The organism is Pseudochrobactrum sp. Wa41.01b-1 (assembly GCF_019464455.1).
GTDB lineage: Bacteria > Pseudomonadota > Alphaproteobacteria > Rhizobiales > Rhizobiaceae > Pseudochrobactrum > Pseudochrobactrum saccharolyticum.
The window spans coordinates 3252126-3272622 of sequence record NZ_CP080493.1 but is presented as its reverse complement, the minus strand read 5'-3'; the positions used below and the strand labels follow the sequence as shown (position 1 = coordinate 3272622).

The window sequence follows — 20497 nt, the reverse complement described above, 5'->3', positions numbered from 1 at the left end:
TAAATGCCGTACACGCAGCATACTCACTCTGACACAATCTCACTTCAACTGTCTCCTTTCACCGGAGTGAAAAGACAGTCACCGAACAATGACAGAATGGACGCCCAGACTTTAAGGAATAGATAAAACCGCGATCTATGATGCCCGTGAAAGTCTTTTTTCCGCGAAAAAGGGGCAGCTTTTGGCTCTATGGTAAACGGAATATTTCCGGCTCCCCCCCGTAGCAAGACAATCTTAAAAACATTTTATCAGAATCTTCAGAAATATGTCTCATGCTTTAACCATTGTGTCTCAACAACCGGAAAGCCTTGAGAAGAAACCGGTGAAACAACTGATAACTATATGAATAATTTAAACTTATATATTTATCACGCTCAGCAACCCGACAGGACAGTGCAAACAGGCAGGAATAAAGATCATGAGATTTCTGCTTAAATGCATTTTCTGGCTGGGAGGGGTTTTTCTGCTGATGCCCGGACTGATCGGCAAATCTACAGACACACAGCCACCACGAGCGCCACAGGCACAAACACAGCAAAATCATCTGTCTTCAGAAAAACAGCAACAGGCTCCGTCCACGGCCAGTCCCGATCTGGTTGAGCAATGGTTGCAAGCCGGTAAAACCCTGCAGGAAATCAGCACATTTTGTGAGCGCAATCCCGCTCTCTGTATTGCCGGAAAGGTAGCGATTCAGCAAAGTGGTGAACAGGCTTTGATCCGTGCGAAAGAGGTTCTATCCGGTAGCGCTTCGCAAAACAAAGAGCCATCCGCCCCACCTGCAACAGAGCAGGCACCTGCGTTCAAAATTCCTGTTCCTGCGCAGCGTCCCGGATAGTTACTGTAATCATCAGAACCGGAACTTTCCAATTGCTATAAAAATGGTCTATAAGCCGCGCCATATGTATATTTATCAGCATGCCTTGAGCGGAGCGAATTTTCGTTCTTGCGCGGCATGCTTCAGTTAATGCGGAGAGACCTATGACAAATTCAAAGATCAGCACGATTGCGTCGGACTTTGAGTTTCTTGACGACTGGGAAGACCGCTATCGCTATGTGATCGAACTGGCGCGTGACTTGCAGCCCTATCCGGAAGAAGCCCGCGATGCGGATCATAAGGTTCCGGGCTGTGTCAGTCAGGTCTGGCTGCTGACCAAAAAAGGTCAGGGTGCCGATCCGGTTATGGAATTTCTGGGCGATTCCGATGCGCATATTGTCCGCGGTCTGGTTGCGATCCTGCTTGCCCTTTATTCCGGCGAAACCGCATCTTCCATTCTGAAAATTGATGCAGAAGGCGTTCTGAAAAGCCTTGGCCTCGATGAGCATCTGACACCACAGCGTTCTAACGGCTTGCGCTCCATGGTGCAGCGTGTGCGCAATGACGCACAAAGCGCCCTGCAAAACGCTGCCTGATATTTCTCATCTATAACATATCAAAACATGCGCACTGATCTCATCACTGCGCATGTTTTTTTGAGTTTATGACAAGTTATCAGAGTGAAGGCCGGTAATCCGGTGCACCCCAATGATAGGCAGCCGGTGAAGCGATCCCTTCCGGCAACCGCCCTACATTATAATGGCGGTGCAAAATACTGAGCGCTGTTTTCAGCATCATCTTTGCCGAACGCGCAGGCCATGAACGCTCACGCTCCACCAATTCCAAACCTTTGAGAAAACAGCATATATCCAGCAATATACCGGATAATTCCGGCCCTACAGCGATGAGTGCCTTATTCACCCGATCCCGGCAATCCAATGCGTAATCACTCAACTCGGCCGCACCGCCCCGCTCCCCTCTGACACGTCCGGCAACACTGGCATCCCAATTGGCAGAAATCCGTGGCATCATATTCCCGCGTGTGAAATCAGCCCTCAACCGCTCTCCGGCATGAAACTCGTCATCACTCAAAAAACGCCGCCCCGTCTGCTTGTTTTTCCGGTAGAGCAAAGTCAGCGGGGATTCAGCATTATTGACGGCACGGTTCCGGATGTTTTCATCAGCTAACTGCACAACAGGTTCTTGAGACTGCTCTGCCTCAGCAGGTTTCTTTAGCTTCTTCAGCAGATCGCGTCCTGCAAGTTCCAAGGTGATTTTGTCCTGCTCAGCTTTCACCAATCCGGCCTCCAGCAAATGCTGCAATACCAGCTCGTGACAGGTAATCGTGCCGCCCTCATCACTGGTCAAGAACCAACGCCCTTCTTCACCTTCGAACCTTGCCGCTGACCGCAGCAGAAATCTGAGCACCCGCAAAGCTGATTGCTGATCTTTCGGGGAAAATGCAGTGATGGTTTTGCTCATTCCCCTGCACTCCCGCATGGATAAAGCGCCCGAATGAGATATTCAAACGAGCTGACACTGCGGTCAAATTTTTCATTCTCCCGCATGTCCTCAATCAAATGACAGGCATGTTTAACCGTGGTTCTTTCACGGCAAAATGCATAGGCCACTTCAGACATCGACAGGCCGAACATGGTATGAGCGATATACATGCCGAATTGCCGGATTCTGGCGATATGGCAATTGCCGCGTTGGGGACTGCGCAAATCGTGTAAGGATACCTGAAAGAAAACAGACAACAGCGCCATTAAAGCCCCGCACAGTTTCCAGGCACGCAATTGCCGCTCCCTGCTTGTCAGCTGGCTCTTTACACTGCTGTTTCTTTGCATCAGATCAGCCAGATACAGCGCATTCTCTGTCATGCGTTTGTTACCGACATCATTCTGCATGGAATGCATATCCTGCCCGCCGGATAAACAATGCAGACGTGATGACTCCGGCAAATTATGCAAGACAACAAGTGAATCCGTGCGACCGGATAAAAAATCTGGAAAATTATTCAACATATGCCCTCCGCAGACGACATATCCTTAATATAAAAATCTTATGCGGGGATAAACATGAGTTCCTAGATGTAAATATACAATTAAATTCAAATAACAAACATTAAAAAAGAATCTATACATAGATACAAGTCATTCAATAAAAACATTTTATCAAACAATCAAATTTAATCATAATAAAAATACTCAAACAACCAATACTACATTTAAAAATTAAAAATATCTGCTTATCCCCCGCCAGCAGCAAAACATCATAATCCCCTGCATGATGAAGGGGATTAACAATGTCAGCCACTCTGCAACAGGAAAAACAGCTGTTTCTGGAAAACCGTAAAGAAGATGCACTTCAGGCAGCGCAATCCGTCGCCTTACAGATGAGCTGCGGCATCGACTTGCAACAGGCCTTAAATGCACCGGCCGAAAAGAGAGCAAGTATTGCAGCGAAACTAACGCGGCTTATCAAAAGAGAACGTCTGAAAGGTCTGAATAAACACTGGAGTTACGATATCAACCGGCACATTGCGCTGAAACAAGCGCAGACACGCCTGCTGCAACTGCTTTGATAATACATAAAAAAACAACGGCACTTTCGCGCCGTTGTTTATCTCTTGATATCTCGTTGAAGAGATACAGGCCGGATCAGGCAGCTTTACGCTTACGACCAAGACCCATTTTCTTAGCAAGCTGCGAGCGGGCTGCAGCATAGTTCGGAGCAACCATCGGATAGTTAGGATCCAGATCCCACTTCTCACGATACTGTTCCGGCGTCAGATTATAATGGGTCATCAGGTGGCGCTTCAGCGATTTAAATTTCTTACCATCTTCCAGGCAGATAATATAATCGTCGTGAACTGATTTTTTCGGGCTGATTGCCGGTTTAGGCTTTTCAACCACAGCAACCACTTCTTCACGAACACCTGAACGGGCAAATGCTGCATGAACATCAGCGATCAATGCAGGCACTTCACCGGCACGTATTGAGTTATTGCTGACATAAGCGGCAACAACATCAGCTGTAAGACTGAGCAGCAGTTCGTCAGCAGAAACCACAGTCTCTGGATGTTCCATTATACTTCCTTTACCTATAAATATTGCTGACTGGAAACCCTCTGAAAATACATGAGAAGTCTATCCATTCACCAATCAACCAGTTTAACCTTAGCTTGCCACCCGCAATCATCTTCTCATATCTGTAAAATTTGTAAAATGTCAATTTATTTCACGATTTTGTTAAGTGATGCTGTATTTTTTGACTAAACAATTAAATTTCAACACTCAAGATCACGAGAATTAATATCTGCGAACCTGTCGAAAACAGAAAACTATTTCTCTTCTCATCTGAAGATTATCAATCGGAGCCTGTTATACACATAGTACAATGTAAAAACATGCTTCTGAAACTATCTTCAGCAAACAAATTCACCAAAAACGTGAAATTTCGCCTCTTGAAACAAACTACAGTAAAACTCAGCAAACACTGCGATATGAAGCAATTTTGCGGATATTTGCTATTCTATCAAAAAATCCTGTATTTCTATATTAAGTCATTTTTCTGGCAATTCATGGCCCCGGATATTTTATACAAGGATTTTTGCAAAAAAACCTGCTTTCATAAGATTATCCGCCGCACGGGCAGATCAAACGCCTGCGTATGTTCATATTATGCCTTTGAAAATACACGGTTGTATATTCACCTTTTAAAAAGCGGTTAATATCCCCATATATTGGAAAAATGACTATTCTGAACACAGGCAGGCCTGACTAAACCAGATCAGTCCTGCTCTTTTTGACCTGTCTTTATGAATAACGCACATTCGGCTTGAAAACGCCTTATACTTTCCGAATGTATGCTGAACCGCCGGAGAACCATCATGTCCGAGAAAAACATGCCCCAACGCCCGCTTAAAGTTCAGAAAACCGATGCCGAATGGCGCGAGCAGCTCACACCGGAACAATATAAGATCACGCGCCAGCATGGCACAGAGCGCGCATTTTCCAGCCCTGATTTTGATCTCAAACTCCACGGCACATATCACTGTATCTGCTGTGACCGTCTGCTCTACAATTCCGAAGATAAATTCAATTCCGGAACAGGCTGGCCGAGTTTCACCCGTCCGGCTGAACCGGAAGCTGTCAGCGCTTTTGAGGATCATTCCTATGGTATGAACCGTACAGAAATACGCTGCGCCGATTGTGATGCGCATCTCGGCCATGTATTTCCTGACGGCCCTGCACCAACCGGACTGCGCTTCTGCATGAACGGCACAGCATTATATTTTACTGAAGCCTGACAGCCTCAAATTTTACATCTCATCTTGGCAACAATACCGGAAACAGTATGAACCAGCATTCATTCCCTAAGCACAACGCCCCAGCAACTGAGAAGAAGGCGTTCAGCGACACGCGCCACGGTATTGTCCGCCATGATGAATATCACTGGTTGCGCGCTGCCAACTGGCAGGATGTTCTGCGCGATCCTTCCCTGCTGGATGCACAAATCCGTTCGCATCTTGAGGCTGAAAACGCCTATCAGTCAGCCTTGATGGCAGATACGCAGGAGCTGCAAAAACAACTGTTTTCGGAAATGAAAGGCCGTATCAAGGAAGATGACTCCAGTGTGCCGGTCAAAGACGGAGCCTATGCCTATGGTATTTCCTATGTCACCGGCGGGCAGCATCCGCAATATTTCAGAACACCGCGGGATGGCGGCGAGAAAACCATTCTGATCGACGGCGACAAGGAAGCAGCATCCCTTGCCTATTTCAGCCTTGGCGGACTGGACTATTCGCCTGACCATAAAGCACTGGCATGGTCTGCCGACACCAAAGGCTCCGAATTTTACGACATTAAAATCCGCGATCTCTCCACACTGGAAGACAGTGCGGATTTGCTGACATCCACCGCAGGCGGAACTGTATGGGATGCAGCAAGTCAGGGTGTTTTCTATGTGCAGATGGATGATAATCATCGCCCGGCCAAATTATTCTATCACCGTACCGGCACGCAACAGGATCAGGATGCGCTGATCTATGAAGAAAAAGACGCCGGTTTCTTCATGAATGTTTCCGGCAGTTCACTGAATGACTTTGTTTTCATCAATATTCAGGATCATGAGACCTCTGAAGTCTGGCTGATACCGGCCAATAATCCGCAGGCAAAGCCACAGCTCGTGGCAGCGCGCGAAACCGGTATTGAATACAGCCTCACAGAAGGCGGGGATGTTTTCTATATTCTCACCAATATTGACGGTGCAAAGGACTTCAAGATTATGTCCGCACCGGTCAGTGCCCCGCAAAAACAAAACTGGACGGAAGTCGTTGCCGAGAAATCCGGCACAATTATTCTGGATGTTGCTGCTTATAAAAATCATCTGGTCTGGCTTGAGCGTAATAATGGCCTGCCGCGTATTGTTATCCGTGAGCGCAGCAGCGGGACAGAACATGCCATTGCTTTTGATGAAGAAGCCTATTCGCTTGGCCTGCATGGCAGCGCTGAATATGACACGGATGTGATCCGTTTTTCCTATTCCTCCATGACCACGCCGAGCCAGCTCTTTGATTATAATATGGTCACACGCGAACGCGTGCTGCTGAAAACGCAGGAAGTGCCAAGCGGCCATGTGATTGAAAAATATGTCACCCGCAGGCTCCTTGCACCGGCGGCGGATGGTGAACTGGTACCGGTTTCCATTCTCGCCCATAAGGACACACCGCTGGACGGCTCGGCTCCATGTCTTCTCTATGGCTATGGCGCTTATGGCAGCTCCATTCCGGCAAGTTTCTCGACCACACGCCTCTCTCTGGTTGACCGTGGTTTTATCTATGCCATTGCCCATATTCGCGGTGGCAAAGACAAAGGCTTTGCCTGGTATGAAAACGGCAAACGGGAACATAAGGTCAATACATTCACTGACTTCATCGCTGCAGCAAAACATCTTGTGGCAGAGAATTTCACCCGTCATGACCGGATTATCGCCCATGGCGGTTCGGCAGGCGGCATGCTGATGGGCGCTATCACCAATATGGCTCCGGAAGCATTTGGCGGGATAATTGCCGATGTGCCGTTTGTGGATGTGCTGAATACTATGCTGGATGACAGCCTGCCGCTGACCCCGCCGGAATGGCCGGAATGGGGCAATCCGATTGCATCGGAAACGGACTACCGCACCATTGCGTCCTACTCCCCTTATGACAATGTATCGGCGCAAAATTATCCGCCGATACTGGCAACAGCAGGCCTGACCGACCCGCGTGTTACCTATTGGGAAGCGGCAAAATGGGTTGCTAAACTGCGCGATCAGTCCACCAGCGGCAATCCTGTGCTTTTCAAAATCAATATGGAAGCAGGCCATGGCGGTGTTTCAGGGCGTTTCTCGCAGCTGGAAGAAGTCGCCTATAATTATGCTTTCGCACTTAAGGTTGCAGACAGACTGTAACAGGCGCATAAAGATATGAACCGGCAGAGCAGAAAATTCTGCTCTGCCGTGCCTTCCGATAACGGGAAAGGATTAAGCCATGCCATTCATGTCTCTGAATTTCCTCAGCAAAAGCGGGTTAGGGCTTTGCGTGTCCGCTTTAAGCATTCTGGCTCTGACCACCATCTCAACACCACAGGCGGAAGCCGCGGTTCGTAAAAATGTCAGCGAATATGCAGGGCAGCGCTGCAATCCGCCTCCGCGTGGCAGCGGTGTTATTGTCGGCATTTTTCAGGGGCTTGGCGAAAGCGCCTTTGTCAGCAGCGACTATCCGGAGGTGATCAGCCGTTATCGCTGTTTCCCCTCGCTGGAAGAATGCAAAGGCTGGCTTTACACAATGCAAAGTCTCTATAGCGCAGGCCTGCCCCGCGCAGCCAAATGCCTGAAACGCTAAAAGCAACACTATTTACACTGTGTTCACCGTGATGAAACAAAGCGGAATTACCTGAAAACCCTTGAAATTCCGCTTTTTAACCGCAGCCGGTTACTTTGCTGTAACCTGCGGATTTTTACATGCCTTCTTGTCAGCGGCGCTTTGCTCCTTAATTTCCGCAACACCGATATCATCCCTCCGGTGAAGGAAAAGACCATGACATTTTTAAAAACAGCAACACAGTTTCTGACCTCAGCGGCTGTTGCCGCGACACTTGCAACTTCCGTCCTCTCCGTATCCTCTGCCCATGCGCAGGAAAATAAAGCACTGAACTGGCAATTCTTTCAGGCAGATGAAAACGGCTTTCTCCGCACACCCGTTCTGCTGACCGGCGAAAAAGAAGCGATTCTGCTGGATGGCGGTTTCACGCTTTCAGACGGCAAAACCCTCGCAGAAAAAATCAAGGAAAGCGGCAAAACACTGACAACAATCTATGTGAGCCAGAGCGATCCTGATTATTATTTCAGCCTCGGCCCTGTCAAAGCCGCGTTTCCCGATGCGAAAGTGATTGCCGCACCGGCGACGGTTGAAGCCATTAAAGGCAATGTAGAAGGCAAGCTGAAAGTCTGGGGTCCGCAGCTGAAAGAAAACGGCCCGCAGACGCTGGCTGATGTGGTGATACCTGAAGCTTCAGATATCAAAGAGCTGGATCTGGAAGGCAAGAAAATCGAGATCATTGATGCAGAGAATATGCCGAACCGCCGTTACCTCTGGGTACCGTCTCTGAAGGCTGTTTTCGGTGGTGTTCTGGTCACTGCCGGTGAACATGTATGGCTTGCCGACACACCAAAAGCAGAGCAGCGTCAGGCATGGATCAAAACCCTGGATGCCATTGCGGCACGCAATCCTGAAATTGTTGTACCTGCCCATATGAGCGCCGGTTCAAAAACCGATATTTCTGCAGTTACTTTCACCAAAGACTATCTGGTCGCTTTCGAGGAAGAACAGGCCAAAGCCAAAAACAGCGAAGAGCTGATTGCCGCTATGAAAAAGCGCTATCCTGATCTGGGTGGCATATCCAGCCTTGAGCTAGGCGCCAAAGTCATCAAAGGTGAAATGGAGTGGGAATAACCGTCTCCCACCTCTGAAATAAAAAAGCACCGGAAATTCCGGTGCTTTTCTTTTTAAACCATTATGCAAAAGCAGATCAGTCAAGATCATAGAGTGAGCGGGCAAAACCGGCCAGCCCCTTCTCTTCCAGCTTTTTCAGCGGCATACGGAAGGTGACGCGGACGATCCCCGGATGACGGCCGATTTCGATCGCACCAAGCATTGTTGCACGGTTCATAATTTCAGGAACCGTAACATCAAAAAGATCCGCCGCACGTTTCAGACCGTTCTCTGTCGCTTCATTCAGCGTTGCCCCGCTGCCGATTACGGTAACCGGTGCATCGCGCTCAATTGCTGTCACACCATTGGCCTTGCCAAGTGCCTCAGCACGCTGGCGCTCAATGGCATTTAAAGGACGCGCCAGATAAGGCACATCTTCAGCCACAGGAAACAGCAGCGGCCCGTCAATCGCCAGCCCTTTGATAACATGCACCTCAAGCGTAACCACGCCTGCAACATCGCAGGTATGACCGGCAATTTCACCGTCACCCTGCAATGCGTGCATATCGCCCAGATAAACACCGCCGCCAGGCACTTTCACCGGACAGATCAGTATCGCGCCCTGCCGGACAGAATTTACATCAAGATGGCCGTCAGTTTTGTTGCGCGCCAATTCATCCGGTGTCAGTGCGTATTTATGCGGCGCATTGAGCAAAAACGAACCGAAATCACCGGCATTATGGGAATCCGGCATCGCTTTTGAAGGTGTTGTGCCCAACTGACCGAGGAAAGGCCGCAGACGTGTGGCCACACCGACCAGATCAGCGGGAGCAAAAGTCATAACCGGATTTTGAACGGATGTATCCGGCAGTGCCATAATCTTTGCGGCATCCGGTGCCATGGCTTCGGCTCTGGCTTTTCCGACAGTTACACCAATGCTGCGCTCGTCATCAAAGACAATTGTATAGCCGTTTTCAATCTTAAACGGCGTGGCATCGGCTCCGCATTTATCACAACGGATAGCGCTCTGGCCGATACCTTCAATATGGGTGGCAGGCCATTCCGTACCGCATTCCGCGCAGACAGCAGCACAGAACGGATCACCATTATTACGGCCTGTCACCACACTGTCCGAACCGGAAGCCGTAGCAGCAGATGTTACAACAATGGAGCGGATGCGAATGGCAATCGCATCACCGATTTCAGCACCTTCAACAGCTACGGGCCGCGTTACCTCATGACCGCCGCGAATGGCGGGCGTAATCATAGGCCCCCAGCAACCGGGTGCGGTATTGGCGATAATTGTACCGCCATCAGCCACAGGTCCCAGCATGGCACGCTCAGGGTCAAGAATACCATCGGTTAGTTCGGTTACATAGACTGTGCGACAGGCAGTGCTTTTCTGCCGGCTTTTATCATTTTGCATTCCTGCATCCTCCAGAAACGATGCGCTGTTCAGGCGAACAGACAGGCTTCACACTCTTCCGGATGCGGCAATCCCTTCTGTCCGACAGAAATATGCCGACCGGCACGATCATGCTAATGGACAATAACCAATTTAAGTAATGACAAAGCCGTGAGGCAGAAACACGGTTAACCTATTGAGAAACATAACCATCTTTATGGGCAGGAATGGCTTTGAGATAAGCGGCAATTGCCTCGCGGTCAGAAGCCTGAAGCTTTGAAGTATTGGCGATCACATCGGTCATTGAACCTCCCATCGAGTCAAAATCCGGTGTAAATCCGCTTTCCAGACCATAAGCAATGTCACCAGCGCTCCAGCCGGAAATGCCGCCCTCACCGCCTGTGATATTCGGCACGACACCGCGCTTTCCCTGACTGTCAGTTTCTGCCGAAACCGCACCGGCCAGCCATTGCGCTGTATCAGAACCACCAAATGCATTACGCGGCGTATGGCATTCGCCACAATGCCCCATGGCTTCTACAAGATATTGTCCGCGCTGCAGCTGCGCATCCGGATTATTCAGCTGAACGGCAGGCGCATCATTCAGATAAAGCATTTTCCAGAGGCCAAGCCCGCGGCGCACATTGAACGGAAAGCCAAGCTCATGCGGTTTCGATGCTTCATCCGAAGCCGGCAGGGTTTTCATGAAGGCATAAAGATCCGCCACATCCTGCAATTTCATGCGGGTATAGGATGTATAAGGAAAAGACGGATAAAGGTGCTCTCCGTTGCGCCCAGTACCTTCCAGCATGGCATCGGCAAATTCGGCCAATGTCCAGTCTTTGATACCGGCGGCAGACGGTGAAATATTGGGAGCTATGAAAGTCCCGAAATCGGTTTTCAGCTCATGCCCGCCGGACAGAACCAGCTTGGCATCGCCTGATGCTCCCGGAGCCGCATGGCATGAGGCACAACCGCCTGCATAGAAAATCTGTTCGCCGTTTTTGATATCCCCTGCCGCCAGCTTGTCCAGCGCAGCGCGGTCAACATGCACAGGCTGTGTCAGAAACCAGAAAACACCGGCACCGGTTACAGCACAAAGCAAAGCTGCGGATATCAATTTACGTTTCATATCAAATTCTTACCCTGTTAAAGCGCAAGGAATAATCTGCGCAGCGCCTGTAATATTTCCAATATGATTTCAGACTGAAAATATTGATCGCTTTAAATGAACGCACATCCCGAAACAATTTTCGGGATGTGCTTCAGGCTAAGCCTGTTATTTCTTGATGCGGTAAGCCTGATGGCATGTGCCGCAGCTTGCGCCAACATCTTTCATGCTCACACGCAGTGCATCAACATCCTGCGGCTTGGCATCCGCAGCGGCTGCAGTCGCTGTACGGAATTTTTCAATTTCAACTTTAAAACCGGCTTCATCTTCCCAGATTTTAGGCGCAGCAGCAGTATCACCGCTTTCCGAGCCCTTAGGGAACAGCTTTTCTGCATCCATCTTGATGGCATCTGCTTTCAGCTGCTCAAGCGCGGCCTGAACGGCTTCTGCTTCAAACGGCTTTTCGCCTTTCATAATTGGTCCCAGCACGCCCATTGAGCGGCCGACATCTTTCATCAGCGCCTGACGGTCAGTCACCGGTGACGCTGAAGCCGCACTTGTCAGCATGAATAAAGCAGAGAAGATTGCCAAAGATTTTTGCATGAACAGCGTCCTTTAATCGCGAATATGAGTTTATTTGAATATTGTAAGCACAATACTCAATTTAGAATGATTATAGTAATGCGATTTAGAATATCTATAAAAACGTCAGTTCATCAGATTAATTTTTTGTAACAATAAAAAAGCCTCCCGAAGGAGGCTTTTCATCAGGCCGAATTATTAAGCTTTTTCGTAAAGCTCAAGCACATAATCCCAGTTGATCATGCTGTCGACGAAAGCTTCCAGATATTTCGGACGCGCATTGCGGTAGTCGATATAGTAGGAATGTTCCCATACGTCGACGCCGAGAATTGGTGTCGCGCCGTGTACCAGCGGGTTTTCGCCGTTTGGTGTTTTGGAAATTTCCAGCTTGCCGTCTTTAACCGACAGCCATGCCCAGCCCGAACCGAACTGACCGGCACCAGCCGCGATGAAATCTTCACGGAACTTGTCGTAACCGCCGAGATCGGATTTGATTGCAGCTTCCAGCTTAGCAGGCAGCTTGTTACCGCCGCCGTTTTTCTTCATCCATTTCCAGAAGTGGATATGGTTGTAATGCTGGCCGGCATTGTTGAAGAGTGCCTGATTTTTGCCGTAGCTTTCTTTAACTACGTCTTCAAGGCTCTTGCCTTCCAGACCCGAACCTTCAAGCAGCTTGTTGCCGTTGGTTACATAGGCCTGATGATGCTTGTCATGGTGAAACTCAAGGGTTTCACGGGACATATAAGGGGTAAGCGCATCATAGTCATAAGGCAGAGCAGGCAATTCAAAAGCCATGGTGTTTCTCCTCTTGGTGTGGGCGGCTTCAAGTTTCCGCCACCCAAATTCTTCATGCCTGTATTACATAGGCCGACACAGGCACGCGGGCAATGCAGAGAACGACAGTTCTGCGAAAAATCACGGAAATTTTAAATTATTATCACATGAGACTGTGGGTAAGCGCCCTGTCAAAGCTGTAATAAAACCAAACAATTACATCACAACCGGTTTTCATAAGAGCGACAGCGGCTTAAGCGACCATCATTGAATGTCAGCGCATTGTATAAACCCTAAACCGCGCAGTAATAACATAACATTTCCTGTTGCAAGACAGCAACAGATATATAAGCATCCGTGTAATCTTAAAAATTCATAAGTTCTTAGCCATATTGTGGCAATTTTTGACCAGCTTTATGCAGGGATGTTCTGCCGGAATCCTAATCATATTTTCATCAGCGTAATTCTCGGCAGATCCATCTTTCCGGCCGTCAGGCCATTATACCGTTCCGTCCCTCGCCCTTACGGCACTGATTGAACGGCTCTGTCGGGTCGTGTCTGAATATATTGTTTACGCGGGCTTACGCGCTGCATGTATCGGGCACACACTCATAATTTAAAAACGTTCTGAAAAGACTGGTTTAAATATGGAAAATTCTTTCTCCCGCCGCTCTTTCATGTCGGCGCTGTCGGTCACAGCCGCTGCCGGATTGGCAGGCTGTACGCAGATCAGCCGTAATATTCCGGTAATCGACATGACCGGCGGTCCGGCTCCGGTCGCCCCGCCGATCAATAATGGCGGCGCAACCGGCCCTTATGCCAGCATGTATGCGGCGGTTGAAGATGAAGGCTATTCGATTCCTGCTGTCCCGTTTCAGAAAATTGATCCGAAATATTACCGCCAGCTCGTTCAGGACCCGACCGGTGAGATGCCGGGCACCGTGGTTGTCGATACCGCGAACCGCTTTCTCTATCTGGTGATGCAGGATGGTCAGGCACTGCGCTACGGCGTGGGTATCGGCCGTGCAGGCTTTTCATGGTCAGGCCGCGCTCTTATTCAGTGGAAGCGCAAATGGCCGCGCTGGACACCGCCGGATGATATGATCGGCCGTCAGCCGGAACTGGAAAAATACAGCGCCCGCAATGGCGGTATGGCACCGGGACTGACCAATCCGCTCGGCGCACGCGCTCTGTATATCTTTAAGGATGGTGTTGATACGCTTTATCGTATCCACGGCAATCCGGAATGGTGGTCAATCGGTAAAGCCGTTTCGTCCGGCTGTGTCCGTATGGTCAATCAGGACGTGATCGACCTCTACGACCGCGTACCGAATAAAACACCAATTCTGGTTATGTAATTGATATCAATTAAAAAGGCGGGTTGCACAGCAGCCCGCCTTTTTCTTATAGATCAATCAGCGTTTGAAGCCGCCCAGAATGCCGCGCACGATGGCACGGCCGAGCGAATTACTCACAGTCCGCACCACGCTTTTCACTGCGGTTTCCGCAACAGTCTGACGGCTGCCGCGTTTGCCGCCGCCAAGGGTGGATGACAGATAATCTGTCCAGCTGCCGCTATCCTGCTCCGCCTGTTGCTGCTCGACTGTAGCGACTTTTTCCTGCGCCCGTTTCTGCAGAATTTCAAAGGCAGATTCACGGTCAATTGCACGATCATACTGACCGGATACCGGACTGGTTGCGATCAGCTTCGCCCGCTCATCTGCTGTCAAAGGCCCGATCCGCGATGCAGGCGGACGCATCAAAGTGCGCTGCACCATCGAAGGGATACCTTTGGCCTGCAAGGTTGAGACCAGCGTCTCACCGGTAGACAACAGCGTAATCGCTTTAAATGTATCGAAATCCGGATTTGGACGGAATGTATCCGCAGCTGTTTTAACCGCCGCTGTCTCGCGCGGCGTATAGGCACGCAGCGCATGTTGCACACGATTACCGAGCTGCGCCAGCACCACTTCCGGCACGTCCAGCGGATTCTGCGTCACAAAATAAACACCCACGCCTTTGGAGCGGATCAGGCGCACAACCTGCTGAATACGATCAAGCAATGCCTTTGGCGCCTCATCAAACAGCAAATGCGCTTCATCAAAGAAGAACACCAGACGCGGCTTTTCCGGATCACCAACCTCCGGCAATTGTTCAAACAGCTCCGACATCAGCCAGAGCAGAAATGTGGAGTACAGCCGCGGGTTCATCATCAGTTTGTCAGCGGCCAATACACTGACAAGGCCGCGCCCGTCGGTGGTTGTACGCATCAGATCAGAAATGCTCAGAGCAGGTTCACCAAAAAAGAACGTGCCGCCCTGTTGCTCCAGCACCAGCAGCGAGCGCTGAATTGCACCGACCGATGCCTTGTTGATATTGCCATATTGGATGGAGAGTTCAGGCGCGCGCTCGGCCACATGGGTCAGCAGCGACTGCAAATCCTTCATATCAAGGAGCAGAAGCCCCTCTTCATCCGCCACACGGAAAGCAATATTCAGCACGCCTTCCTGCGCATCTGTTAGGTTCATCAGGCGAGCCAGCAGCAATGGCCCCATTTCGGAAATGGTAGCGCGGATCGGATGTCCTTGCTCGCCGAAAATATCCCAGAAGATAACCGGTGTCGCATGCATGTCATAAGGATCAAGGTGAATCTCCTCGGCACGTTTTATCGAGAAATCATTTTTCTCGCCGATAGCGGCAATACCGGACAAATCACCTTTAATATCCGCGCAGAAAACCGGCACACCGGCTGCGGAAAAAGCCTCAGCCATAACCTGAAGACTCACAGTTTTACCCGTACCGGTAGCGCCGGTCACAAGCCCGTGCCGGTTGGCATATTTCAGCGCCAGTTCTTCCGGTTGCTGGTAACTATTATCCGGTTTACGGCTGGCACCCAGAAAAATGCTTCCTTCAGCAGGCATAGACATACTCCTCATCCGTTCATTCTCACGCCGAATAATCTGAGCCACGGCACAAATCATTATAATCTATAATCGTCCTGTAACATCAGAACAATATTCTACGACCTGTTCACCGGTTATTTCCCGCCTGTTCATTGCATTTTATGATACACCGGCATCAGAGCAGGCTTGATTTCATCACGGCAGAGTGCTTATTACGTAAACGTCAATTTTTGGGAGACTATCATGGAAGAGCTGATTTCACGTATTACCAATAATGTTGGTGTTGATAGCGCCACAGCAGAAAAAGCTGTCGGCCTGATCCTTGCCTTTCTCGAAAAAGAAGGCCCGCAGGATAAAGTCGGCGCGCTGATCGCCGGAATTCCGGGCGCACAGGAACTGATTGCCTCGGCAGATAAAGGCGGCTTCCTCTCCAATATGATGGGCGGCGTAATGGGCCTTGGTTCCAAGCTGATGGGCGCAGGCCTCGGCATGGGTGAAATCACCGGCGTGGCGAAAGAAACCATTGCTTTCGCAAAAGAAAAAGCCGGTGCGCAGACCGTTGATGATGTTGTGAATTCTATTCCGGGTCTCGGCCAGTTTATCTGAGGTCAGTACCTCAGCAAAAAGCCCCTCTTTCGAGGGGCTTTTTATTTACTCACTGTCGGCCTGCACATGCAGAGCACGCCCTGCTCCCCAGCCATTCCATGCTGCCACAAGACCGATAGCCACAAACAGCATGGCACTGGCCGTGTAAGTTCCGGTCAGATCATGGATAATGCCGATCAGCAGCGGCACAACTGATGCAATCATATAACCGACAAATTGCACCATGCCGGACAGATGCGATGCCACGCGCGGATTTGGTGAGCGCAGCACGATTTCGGTCATAGCCGCAGCAATCAATCCGCCGAGACCGATGCCTTGCAAAACCGCCCAATACCAGACCGACCAGAGCGGCATAAACAGCATGGCCAGCATGGCGATGGTCGCAAAAGCAATCAGGATCACATTCAAAAGGCTTTGATTGCGTGAACGCACCGCAATTGTCGGCACAACCAGACAGGCAATCAGCTGCATACCGATAGAGACGGAAACCACAGCACCAGCCGTAATACCATCCAGTCCGCGCTCACGCAGGATCGGCGACAACCAGCCGAACACGGTGAAAGCCAGCGATGACTGCAAGCCCATGAAGAAGGTCAGCTGCCACGCGATTTTATCACGCCACAATCCGGTGACTTTGCTTTTATTGGCCGCCCGCTGATGTTTCACACGCCATGTCAGCACACCCCAGAGTATACCGACGATCAGCGCCGGAACCGCCCACAGGCTCAGCGCCTGCTGCCATGAATTATCAAACGCCCTGTAAACGGGCAAAGTCACAGCAGCGGCAATTGCCGCGCCGCCGCTCAGCGCCATAGTATAAAAACCGGTCAGCAAAGCTGCTTTGTCTGGAAAATCACGTTTTACAATGCCGGGAAGCAACACATTACAGGTTGCAATACAGGCTCCTGCCAGCACAGTACCGGCAAACATCAGCGTAACCGGTCCGGTGCCACGCAGAAATGTGCCGAAGGCCAGCAGCAATACCGCCAGCAGCAATGTGCGCTCCATACCGATGCGCTCGCCGAATTTAGGAGCCAGAGGTGCGAAAAAGCCCAAACAAAAAACCGGTAAAGTCGTCAGCAGCCCTGCAGTCAAAGAGCTGATACCTGTAGAGGCAATAATTTCAGGCAGAAGCGCTGAAAAACTGGAGAATAACGGACGCAGATTCAGGGCAATCAGTACCAGACACAGCCCCGCAAGCAGACGATAGACCGGTGTCATGCCGTGATGCACAGATGATGCCGGTTTAGACTGAACGGGCTGTGAAATTGCTGTTTCAGTTATCGTATGCAGATTACCTTCAGCCAGCAGCGGCTCGCCCGTGACAGACATAAAATTACTATTCCTGTTTTTCTTCAAAGCATCGTGCGCCCGTTCGGACACAGAAAGGACACTCTGAATTATTGAAACTATGCATCGCGCCTTGCGAAAACCGGTTCCGGTTTATGCGCCGGTGCTATAGTCCGTTATTTGAACTCTGATTGATATATCTTTAACCGCGGGATGTGTCCACAGCAGGCGGAGATATGTCACCAGCATCGACATGCCTTATTTACATATATACGGCTATAGTGCTGTTTCATTTTATTGACAGGGATTTTTGAGCAAAGATGCTGACTGTATATTATCGCAACGGCGACCTTCTCATTCCGGTTGAACCTGCAACGCAGATTACAGACGATCTTCTGCAAAAATCACTCTGGATCGATCTGGTCAATCCGACTGCCGAAGAGGAAAGTCAGGTTGAAAAATGGGCGAATATCCCCATCCCGACGCGGGAAGATATGGGAGAGATTGAAGAATCCAGCCGGTTTTATAGTGAAAACGGCGCGCAATATCTGACAGCACCATTCCTGCATCTTGCAGAAGATGACCACCGGATCGTCAGCCCTGTCACTTTCATTCTGACGGATAAACTGCTCATCAGCGTGCGCTATGCGCAGCCTAAATCCTTTGTGCTTTATGTCGCGCGCACAGCTAAAAGCGGCAACGGCCTGATTAACAGCCGCACCAACAGCCTTTGCGTTTTGCTTGGCATTATCGAGACCAATACCAACCGGCTGGCGGATTTCATTGAAGGCGTGAGCGAAAAAATCGACAATGCGTCACACCGCATTTACCGCCGTCCGGATAACAAACGCCCGATGTCGACCCAGAATTTCCGCGAAATCCTCAATGAAATCGGTGCCCATGGTACGTTTCTCTCAAGGATGCGTGAAAGCCTGTCCGGTATTCGCCGGTTGCTGGTCTATATTACCGCCAACAGTTCTCCCAAGACACAGGCCAAAGATACCCGTGCATGGCTGAAAACACTGGAGCGGGATACGCAGTCGCTTGAGAATTACGTTGATTTTCTCAACAATAAAATCAACTTCCTGCTCGATACCATTGTCGGGCTGATCTCGGTTGAACAAAACGCGATTATTAAAATCTTCTCAGTGGCCGCAGTCGGCTTCATGCCGCCGACACTGATCGCTTCGATCTATGGCATGAATTTCAGCTTCATGCCGGAGCTCTCAGAAAAATGGGGCTATCCAGCAGCACTGGGGCTGATGGTTATCTCTGCGCTGATCCCGCTTTACTTCTTCCGCAGAAAAGGCTGGCTCTGAACAGAGCCGGCAACTTATCTATTTGATGACTTTAAAGCTGATAATCTCCAGCTCGCGGCCATTCACGGTCACCAGATCACCCTTGCTCTTGCCAAACAATGCTACAGCAAGCGGTGAGATGTGAGAAATCGTACCCTTGGACGGGTCAGCCTCATCCTCGCCGACAATCATCCAGCTCTGTTGACGGCCGTCTTCATTCTCAACAGTCACCTGCATACCAAAGCGGATCACTTCACCGTCTTTATCAGCCAGTGTCAGTTCTGCATTCTCCCGCCGCGCTGTCCAATAGCGCAAATCGCGGGAGACATGAGCAATTGCGGCCTTGTCCCCGCTGGCTGTCGCCTGCCCCAGTTCGGTTTGCAGACGTGACAGTTCAGCCTCAATCAGCTTGAGGCCGTTTTGAGTAACCAGATTGCGGTGGTGACTGACCGGACGTTCCACCAAACCGGAAGGAACATCGTCCTGTTCTTTTGTAAAAGCTCTGCTCATAATTTAAAGGTAGGAAGTAACCACAACAAAAGCAAGCTGCGCGGAAAAACAATTAAGCCGCACATCTTTATGATGCGCGGCTTAATTATTAAATACTTATAGTATTTTTCAATATCAGACAGAAACAGCTTTCAGTTCATCAACCAGAGCGGACGATGGTGCAATATGACCGAAATCAATGCCGTTCCAGTTACTCATACGGCGCGTTGCACGTGCTTCCAGCTTGCCCGACAATTCTGCATCTTTTGCAAAGAGCTGTGCCAGCAGACGGGTCACCATAACTTCTGCCGCACGAGTGGCGCCATCATCGCATTTCATGGCAAAGCCTACACCCAGTTCAGGCACGGCACCGCAGAACACACCTTCCGCACCGGTTTTCACAAAAATACGACCAGGTGCGAGTTCCATCAGCTCAGTACAGGCACGACGGCTGCCAGCCACATAAAACGGCGCAGCCATACAGGCATCCAGCAAACGTTTGGCGGCTTGCGCACGAACAGGAGCCAGACCTGTGCCGGTTGCCATACGGGCAAAACCACGTGCCATAGCATCAAGACCAATAGCATAGGTCGGGATGGAGCAACCATCCGTGCCATATTCATCAGCATTATGCACCGCGCCGGTCACTTCCTGCATGGTTTCACGCACAATTGTCTGGATCTGCGAATTGGCCTGCACATAGCCTTTGACTTTCAAACCCATATGGGCGCAGGTGCAGAGAAAACCGGCATGTTTACCGGAGCAGTTATTATTGAGTGCTGTCGGCTCCTTGCCGCTGCGGGCAACTTCAATCAGCACTTTCTGGTCAGACGGCCAATGCGCACCGCATTCCAGATCTTCACAGGACAAACCGGCCTTCGCCAGCATCGAAGCTGCACGCGCCACATGTTCCGGCTCACCGGAATGGGAAGCGCAGGCCATTGCCAGCTCTTCATTGCCAAACCCATAGGCATCAGCCGCACCGCTCTCCACGAATGGCAGCGCCTGAATAGCCTTGATTGCCGAACGCGGATAGGTCGGGCGCGTTACATCGCCGATGTTTAGAACGGTCTTACCGTCACCATCGAACAGCGCCAGCGCACCACTGTGGCGACTTTCCACCACGCACCCGCGCACAACTTCAACCAAAACCGGATTTGCCATTTTAAAACTCCGCATCATTCACTGCTGCTGATTTATCAAAATAGTCTTATGCCGTCAAAACGCATCCACCTCGTCAGTCA

Annotated in this window: 21 protein-coding genes; 10 read left to right on the top strand and 11 right to left on the bottom strand. The window is 50.2% G+C overall.

Features of this window, described 5'->3' with window-relative positions; translation table 11 throughout:
* Positions 1-418 precede the first annotated feature (418 nt).
* Together K1X45_RS14915 and K1X45_RS14910 are read left to right on the top strand one after the other, a co-directional pair.
* The gene (locus K1X45_RS14915; RefSeq protein WP_220159306.1) at positions 419-835 is read left to right on the top strand and encodes a DUF5330 domain-containing protein; all 417 of its coding nucleotides are present in this window, start codon (positions 419-421) and stop codon (positions 833-835) included.
* 143 nt (positions 836-978) lie between these two features.
* Positions 979-1410 (top strand): SufE family protein, encoded by a 432-nt coding sequence (locus K1X45_RS14910; protein WP_022710033.1) that lies wholly within the window; start codon positions 979-981, stop codon positions 1408-1410.
* Positions 1411-1489: 79 nt separating this feature from the next.
* Here the strand turns inward: K1X45_RS14910 and K1X45_RS14905 are convergent, their stop codons facing one another.
* Positions 1490-2296, bottom strand: a complete 807-nt coding sequence (locus K1X45_RS14905) for a DUF6456 domain-containing protein (RefSeq protein ID WP_220159305.1) — start codon at positions 2294-2296, stop codon at positions 1490-1492.
* Positions 2293-2724: a helix-turn-helix domain-containing protein gene (locus K1X45_RS14900; protein ID WP_028233416.1), complete on the bottom strand. Its 432-nt coding sequence runs from the start codon at positions 2722-2724 to the stop codon at positions 2293-2295. The genes K1X45_RS14905 and K1X45_RS14900 overlap by 4 nt, the downstream gene beginning before the upstream one ends.
* A 398-nt stretch (positions 2725-3122) precedes the next feature.
* On the opposite strand from K1X45_RS14900, the gene K1X45_RS14895 reads away from it, so the two are divergent.
* Positions 3123-3401 carry a cytoplasmic protein gene (locus K1X45_RS14895; protein WP_220159304.1) on the top strand — a complete coding sequence of 93 codons (279 nt, stop codon included), beginning with the start codon at positions 3123-3125 and terminating at the stop codon, positions 3399-3401.
* 76 nt (positions 3402-3477) lie between these two features.
* On the opposite strand, the gene K1X45_RS14890 is transcribed toward K1X45_RS14895, so the two are convergent.
* Positions 3478-3906, bottom strand: a complete 429-nt coding sequence (locus tag K1X45_RS14890; RefSeq protein ID WP_022710037.1) for a MucR family transcriptional regulator — start codon at positions 3904-3906, stop codon at positions 3478-3480.
* An 803-nt stretch (positions 3907-4709) separates the two neighbouring features.
* Here K1X45_RS14890 and msrB point away from each other — a divergent pair.
* From msrB to K1X45_RS14870, 4 genes are all read left to right on the top strand, one after another.
* The gene (gene msrB / locus K1X45_RS14885) at positions 4710-5129 is read left to right on the top strand and encodes a peptide-methionine (R)-S-oxide reductase MsrB (protein WP_022710039.1); all 420 of its coding nucleotides are present in this window, start codon (positions 4710-4712) and stop codon (positions 5127-5129) included.
* Positions 5130-5176: 47 nt separating this feature from the next.
* Positions 5177-7273 carry a S9 family peptidase gene (locus K1X45_RS14880; RefSeq protein ID WP_220159303.1) on the top strand — a complete coding sequence of 699 codons (2097 nt, stop codon included), beginning with the start codon at positions 5177-5179 and terminating at the stop codon, positions 7271-7273.
* A gap of 79 nt (positions 7274-7352) precedes the next feature.
* Positions 7353-7706, top strand: a complete 354-nt coding sequence (locus K1X45_RS14875; protein ID WP_255560449.1) for a hypothetical protein — start codon at positions 7353-7355, stop codon at positions 7704-7706.
* A 195-nt stretch (positions 7707-7901) separates the two neighbouring features.
* The gene (locus K1X45_RS14870; protein WP_220159302.1) at positions 7902-8816 is read left to right on the top strand and encodes an MBL fold metallo-hydrolase; all 915 of its coding nucleotides are present in this window, start codon (positions 7902-7904) and stop codon (positions 8814-8816) included.
* 76 nt (positions 8817-8892) lie between these two features.
* Here the strand turns inward: K1X45_RS14870 and K1X45_RS14865 are convergent, their stop codons facing one another.
* The 4 genes from K1X45_RS14865 to K1X45_RS14850 form a co-directional block, all read right to left on the bottom strand.
* Positions 8893-10221, bottom strand: a complete 1329-nt coding sequence (locus tag K1X45_RS14865; RefSeq protein ID WP_220159301.1) for an acetamidase/formamidase family protein — start codon at positions 10219-10221, stop codon at positions 8893-8895.
* 172 nt (positions 10222-10393) lie between these two features.
* Positions 10394-11332 (bottom strand): cytochrome c, encoded by a 939-nt coding sequence (locus K1X45_RS14860; RefSeq protein WP_220159300.1) that lies wholly within the window; start codon positions 11330-11332, stop codon positions 10394-10396.
* A gap of 147 nt (positions 11333-11479) precedes the next feature.
* Positions 11480-11914: a cytochrome c gene (locus K1X45_RS14855; RefSeq protein ID WP_022710045.1), complete on the bottom strand. Its 435-nt coding sequence runs from the start codon at positions 11912-11914 to the stop codon at positions 11480-11482.
* A 177-nt stretch (positions 11915-12091) separates the two neighbouring features.
* Positions 12092-12688 (bottom strand): superoxide dismutase, encoded by a 597-nt coding sequence (locus K1X45_RS14850; protein ID WP_022710046.1) that lies wholly within the window; start codon positions 12686-12688, stop codon positions 12092-12094.
* Positions 12689-13314: 626 nt separating this feature from the next.
* On the opposite strand from K1X45_RS14850, the gene K1X45_RS14845 reads away from it, so the two are divergent.
* Positions 13315-14025 carry a L,D-transpeptidase gene (locus tag K1X45_RS14845; RefSeq protein ID WP_116089284.1) on the top strand — a complete coding sequence of 237 codons (711 nt, stop codon included), beginning with the start codon at positions 13315-13317 and terminating at the stop codon, positions 14023-14025.
* 57 nt (positions 14026-14082) lie between these two features.
* On the opposite strand, the gene K1X45_RS14840 is transcribed toward K1X45_RS14845, so the two are convergent.
* On the bottom strand, positions 14083-15588 hold the full coding sequence (locus K1X45_RS14840; protein WP_220160537.1) for a helicase HerA-like C-terminal domain-containing protein: 1506 nt from the start codon (positions 15586-15588) through the stop codon (positions 14083-14085).
* Between the two features lie 225 nt (positions 15589-15813).
* Here K1X45_RS14840 and K1X45_RS14835 point away from each other — a divergent pair, with 225 nt between their 5' ends.
* Positions 15814-16176: a hypothetical protein gene (locus K1X45_RS14835; RefSeq protein ID WP_022710049.1), complete on the top strand. Its 363-nt coding sequence runs from the start codon at positions 15814-15816 to the stop codon at positions 16174-16176.
* Positions 16177-16221: 45 nt separating this feature from the next.
* On the opposite strand, the gene K1X45_RS14830 is transcribed toward K1X45_RS14835, so the two are convergent.
* Positions 16222-17508: an MFS transporter gene (locus K1X45_RS14830; protein ID WP_255560448.1), complete on the bottom strand. Its 1287-nt coding sequence runs from the start codon at positions 17506-17508 to the stop codon at positions 16222-16224.
* Between the two features lie 278 nt (positions 17509-17786).
* On the opposite strand from K1X45_RS14830, the gene corA reads away from it, so the two are divergent.
* Positions 17787-18785, top strand: a complete 999-nt coding sequence (gene corA / locus K1X45_RS14825) for a magnesium/cobalt transporter CorA (RefSeq protein WP_022710051.1) — start codon at positions 17787-17789, stop codon at positions 18783-18785.
* An 18-nt stretch (positions 18786-18803) separates the two neighbouring features.
* On the opposite strand, the gene K1X45_RS14820 is transcribed toward corA, so the two are convergent.
* The gene (locus tag K1X45_RS14820) at positions 18804-19274 is read right to left on the bottom strand and encodes a GreA/GreB family elongation factor (protein WP_220159299.1); all 471 of its coding nucleotides are present in this window, start codon (positions 19272-19274) and stop codon (positions 18804-18806) included.
* Positions 19275-19388: 114 nt separating this feature from the next.
* Positions 19389-20417: an asparaginase gene (locus K1X45_RS14815; protein WP_255560447.1), complete on the bottom strand. Its 1029-nt coding sequence runs from the start codon at positions 20415-20417 to the stop codon at positions 19389-19391.
* Positions 20418-20497: the final 80 nt, after the last annotated feature.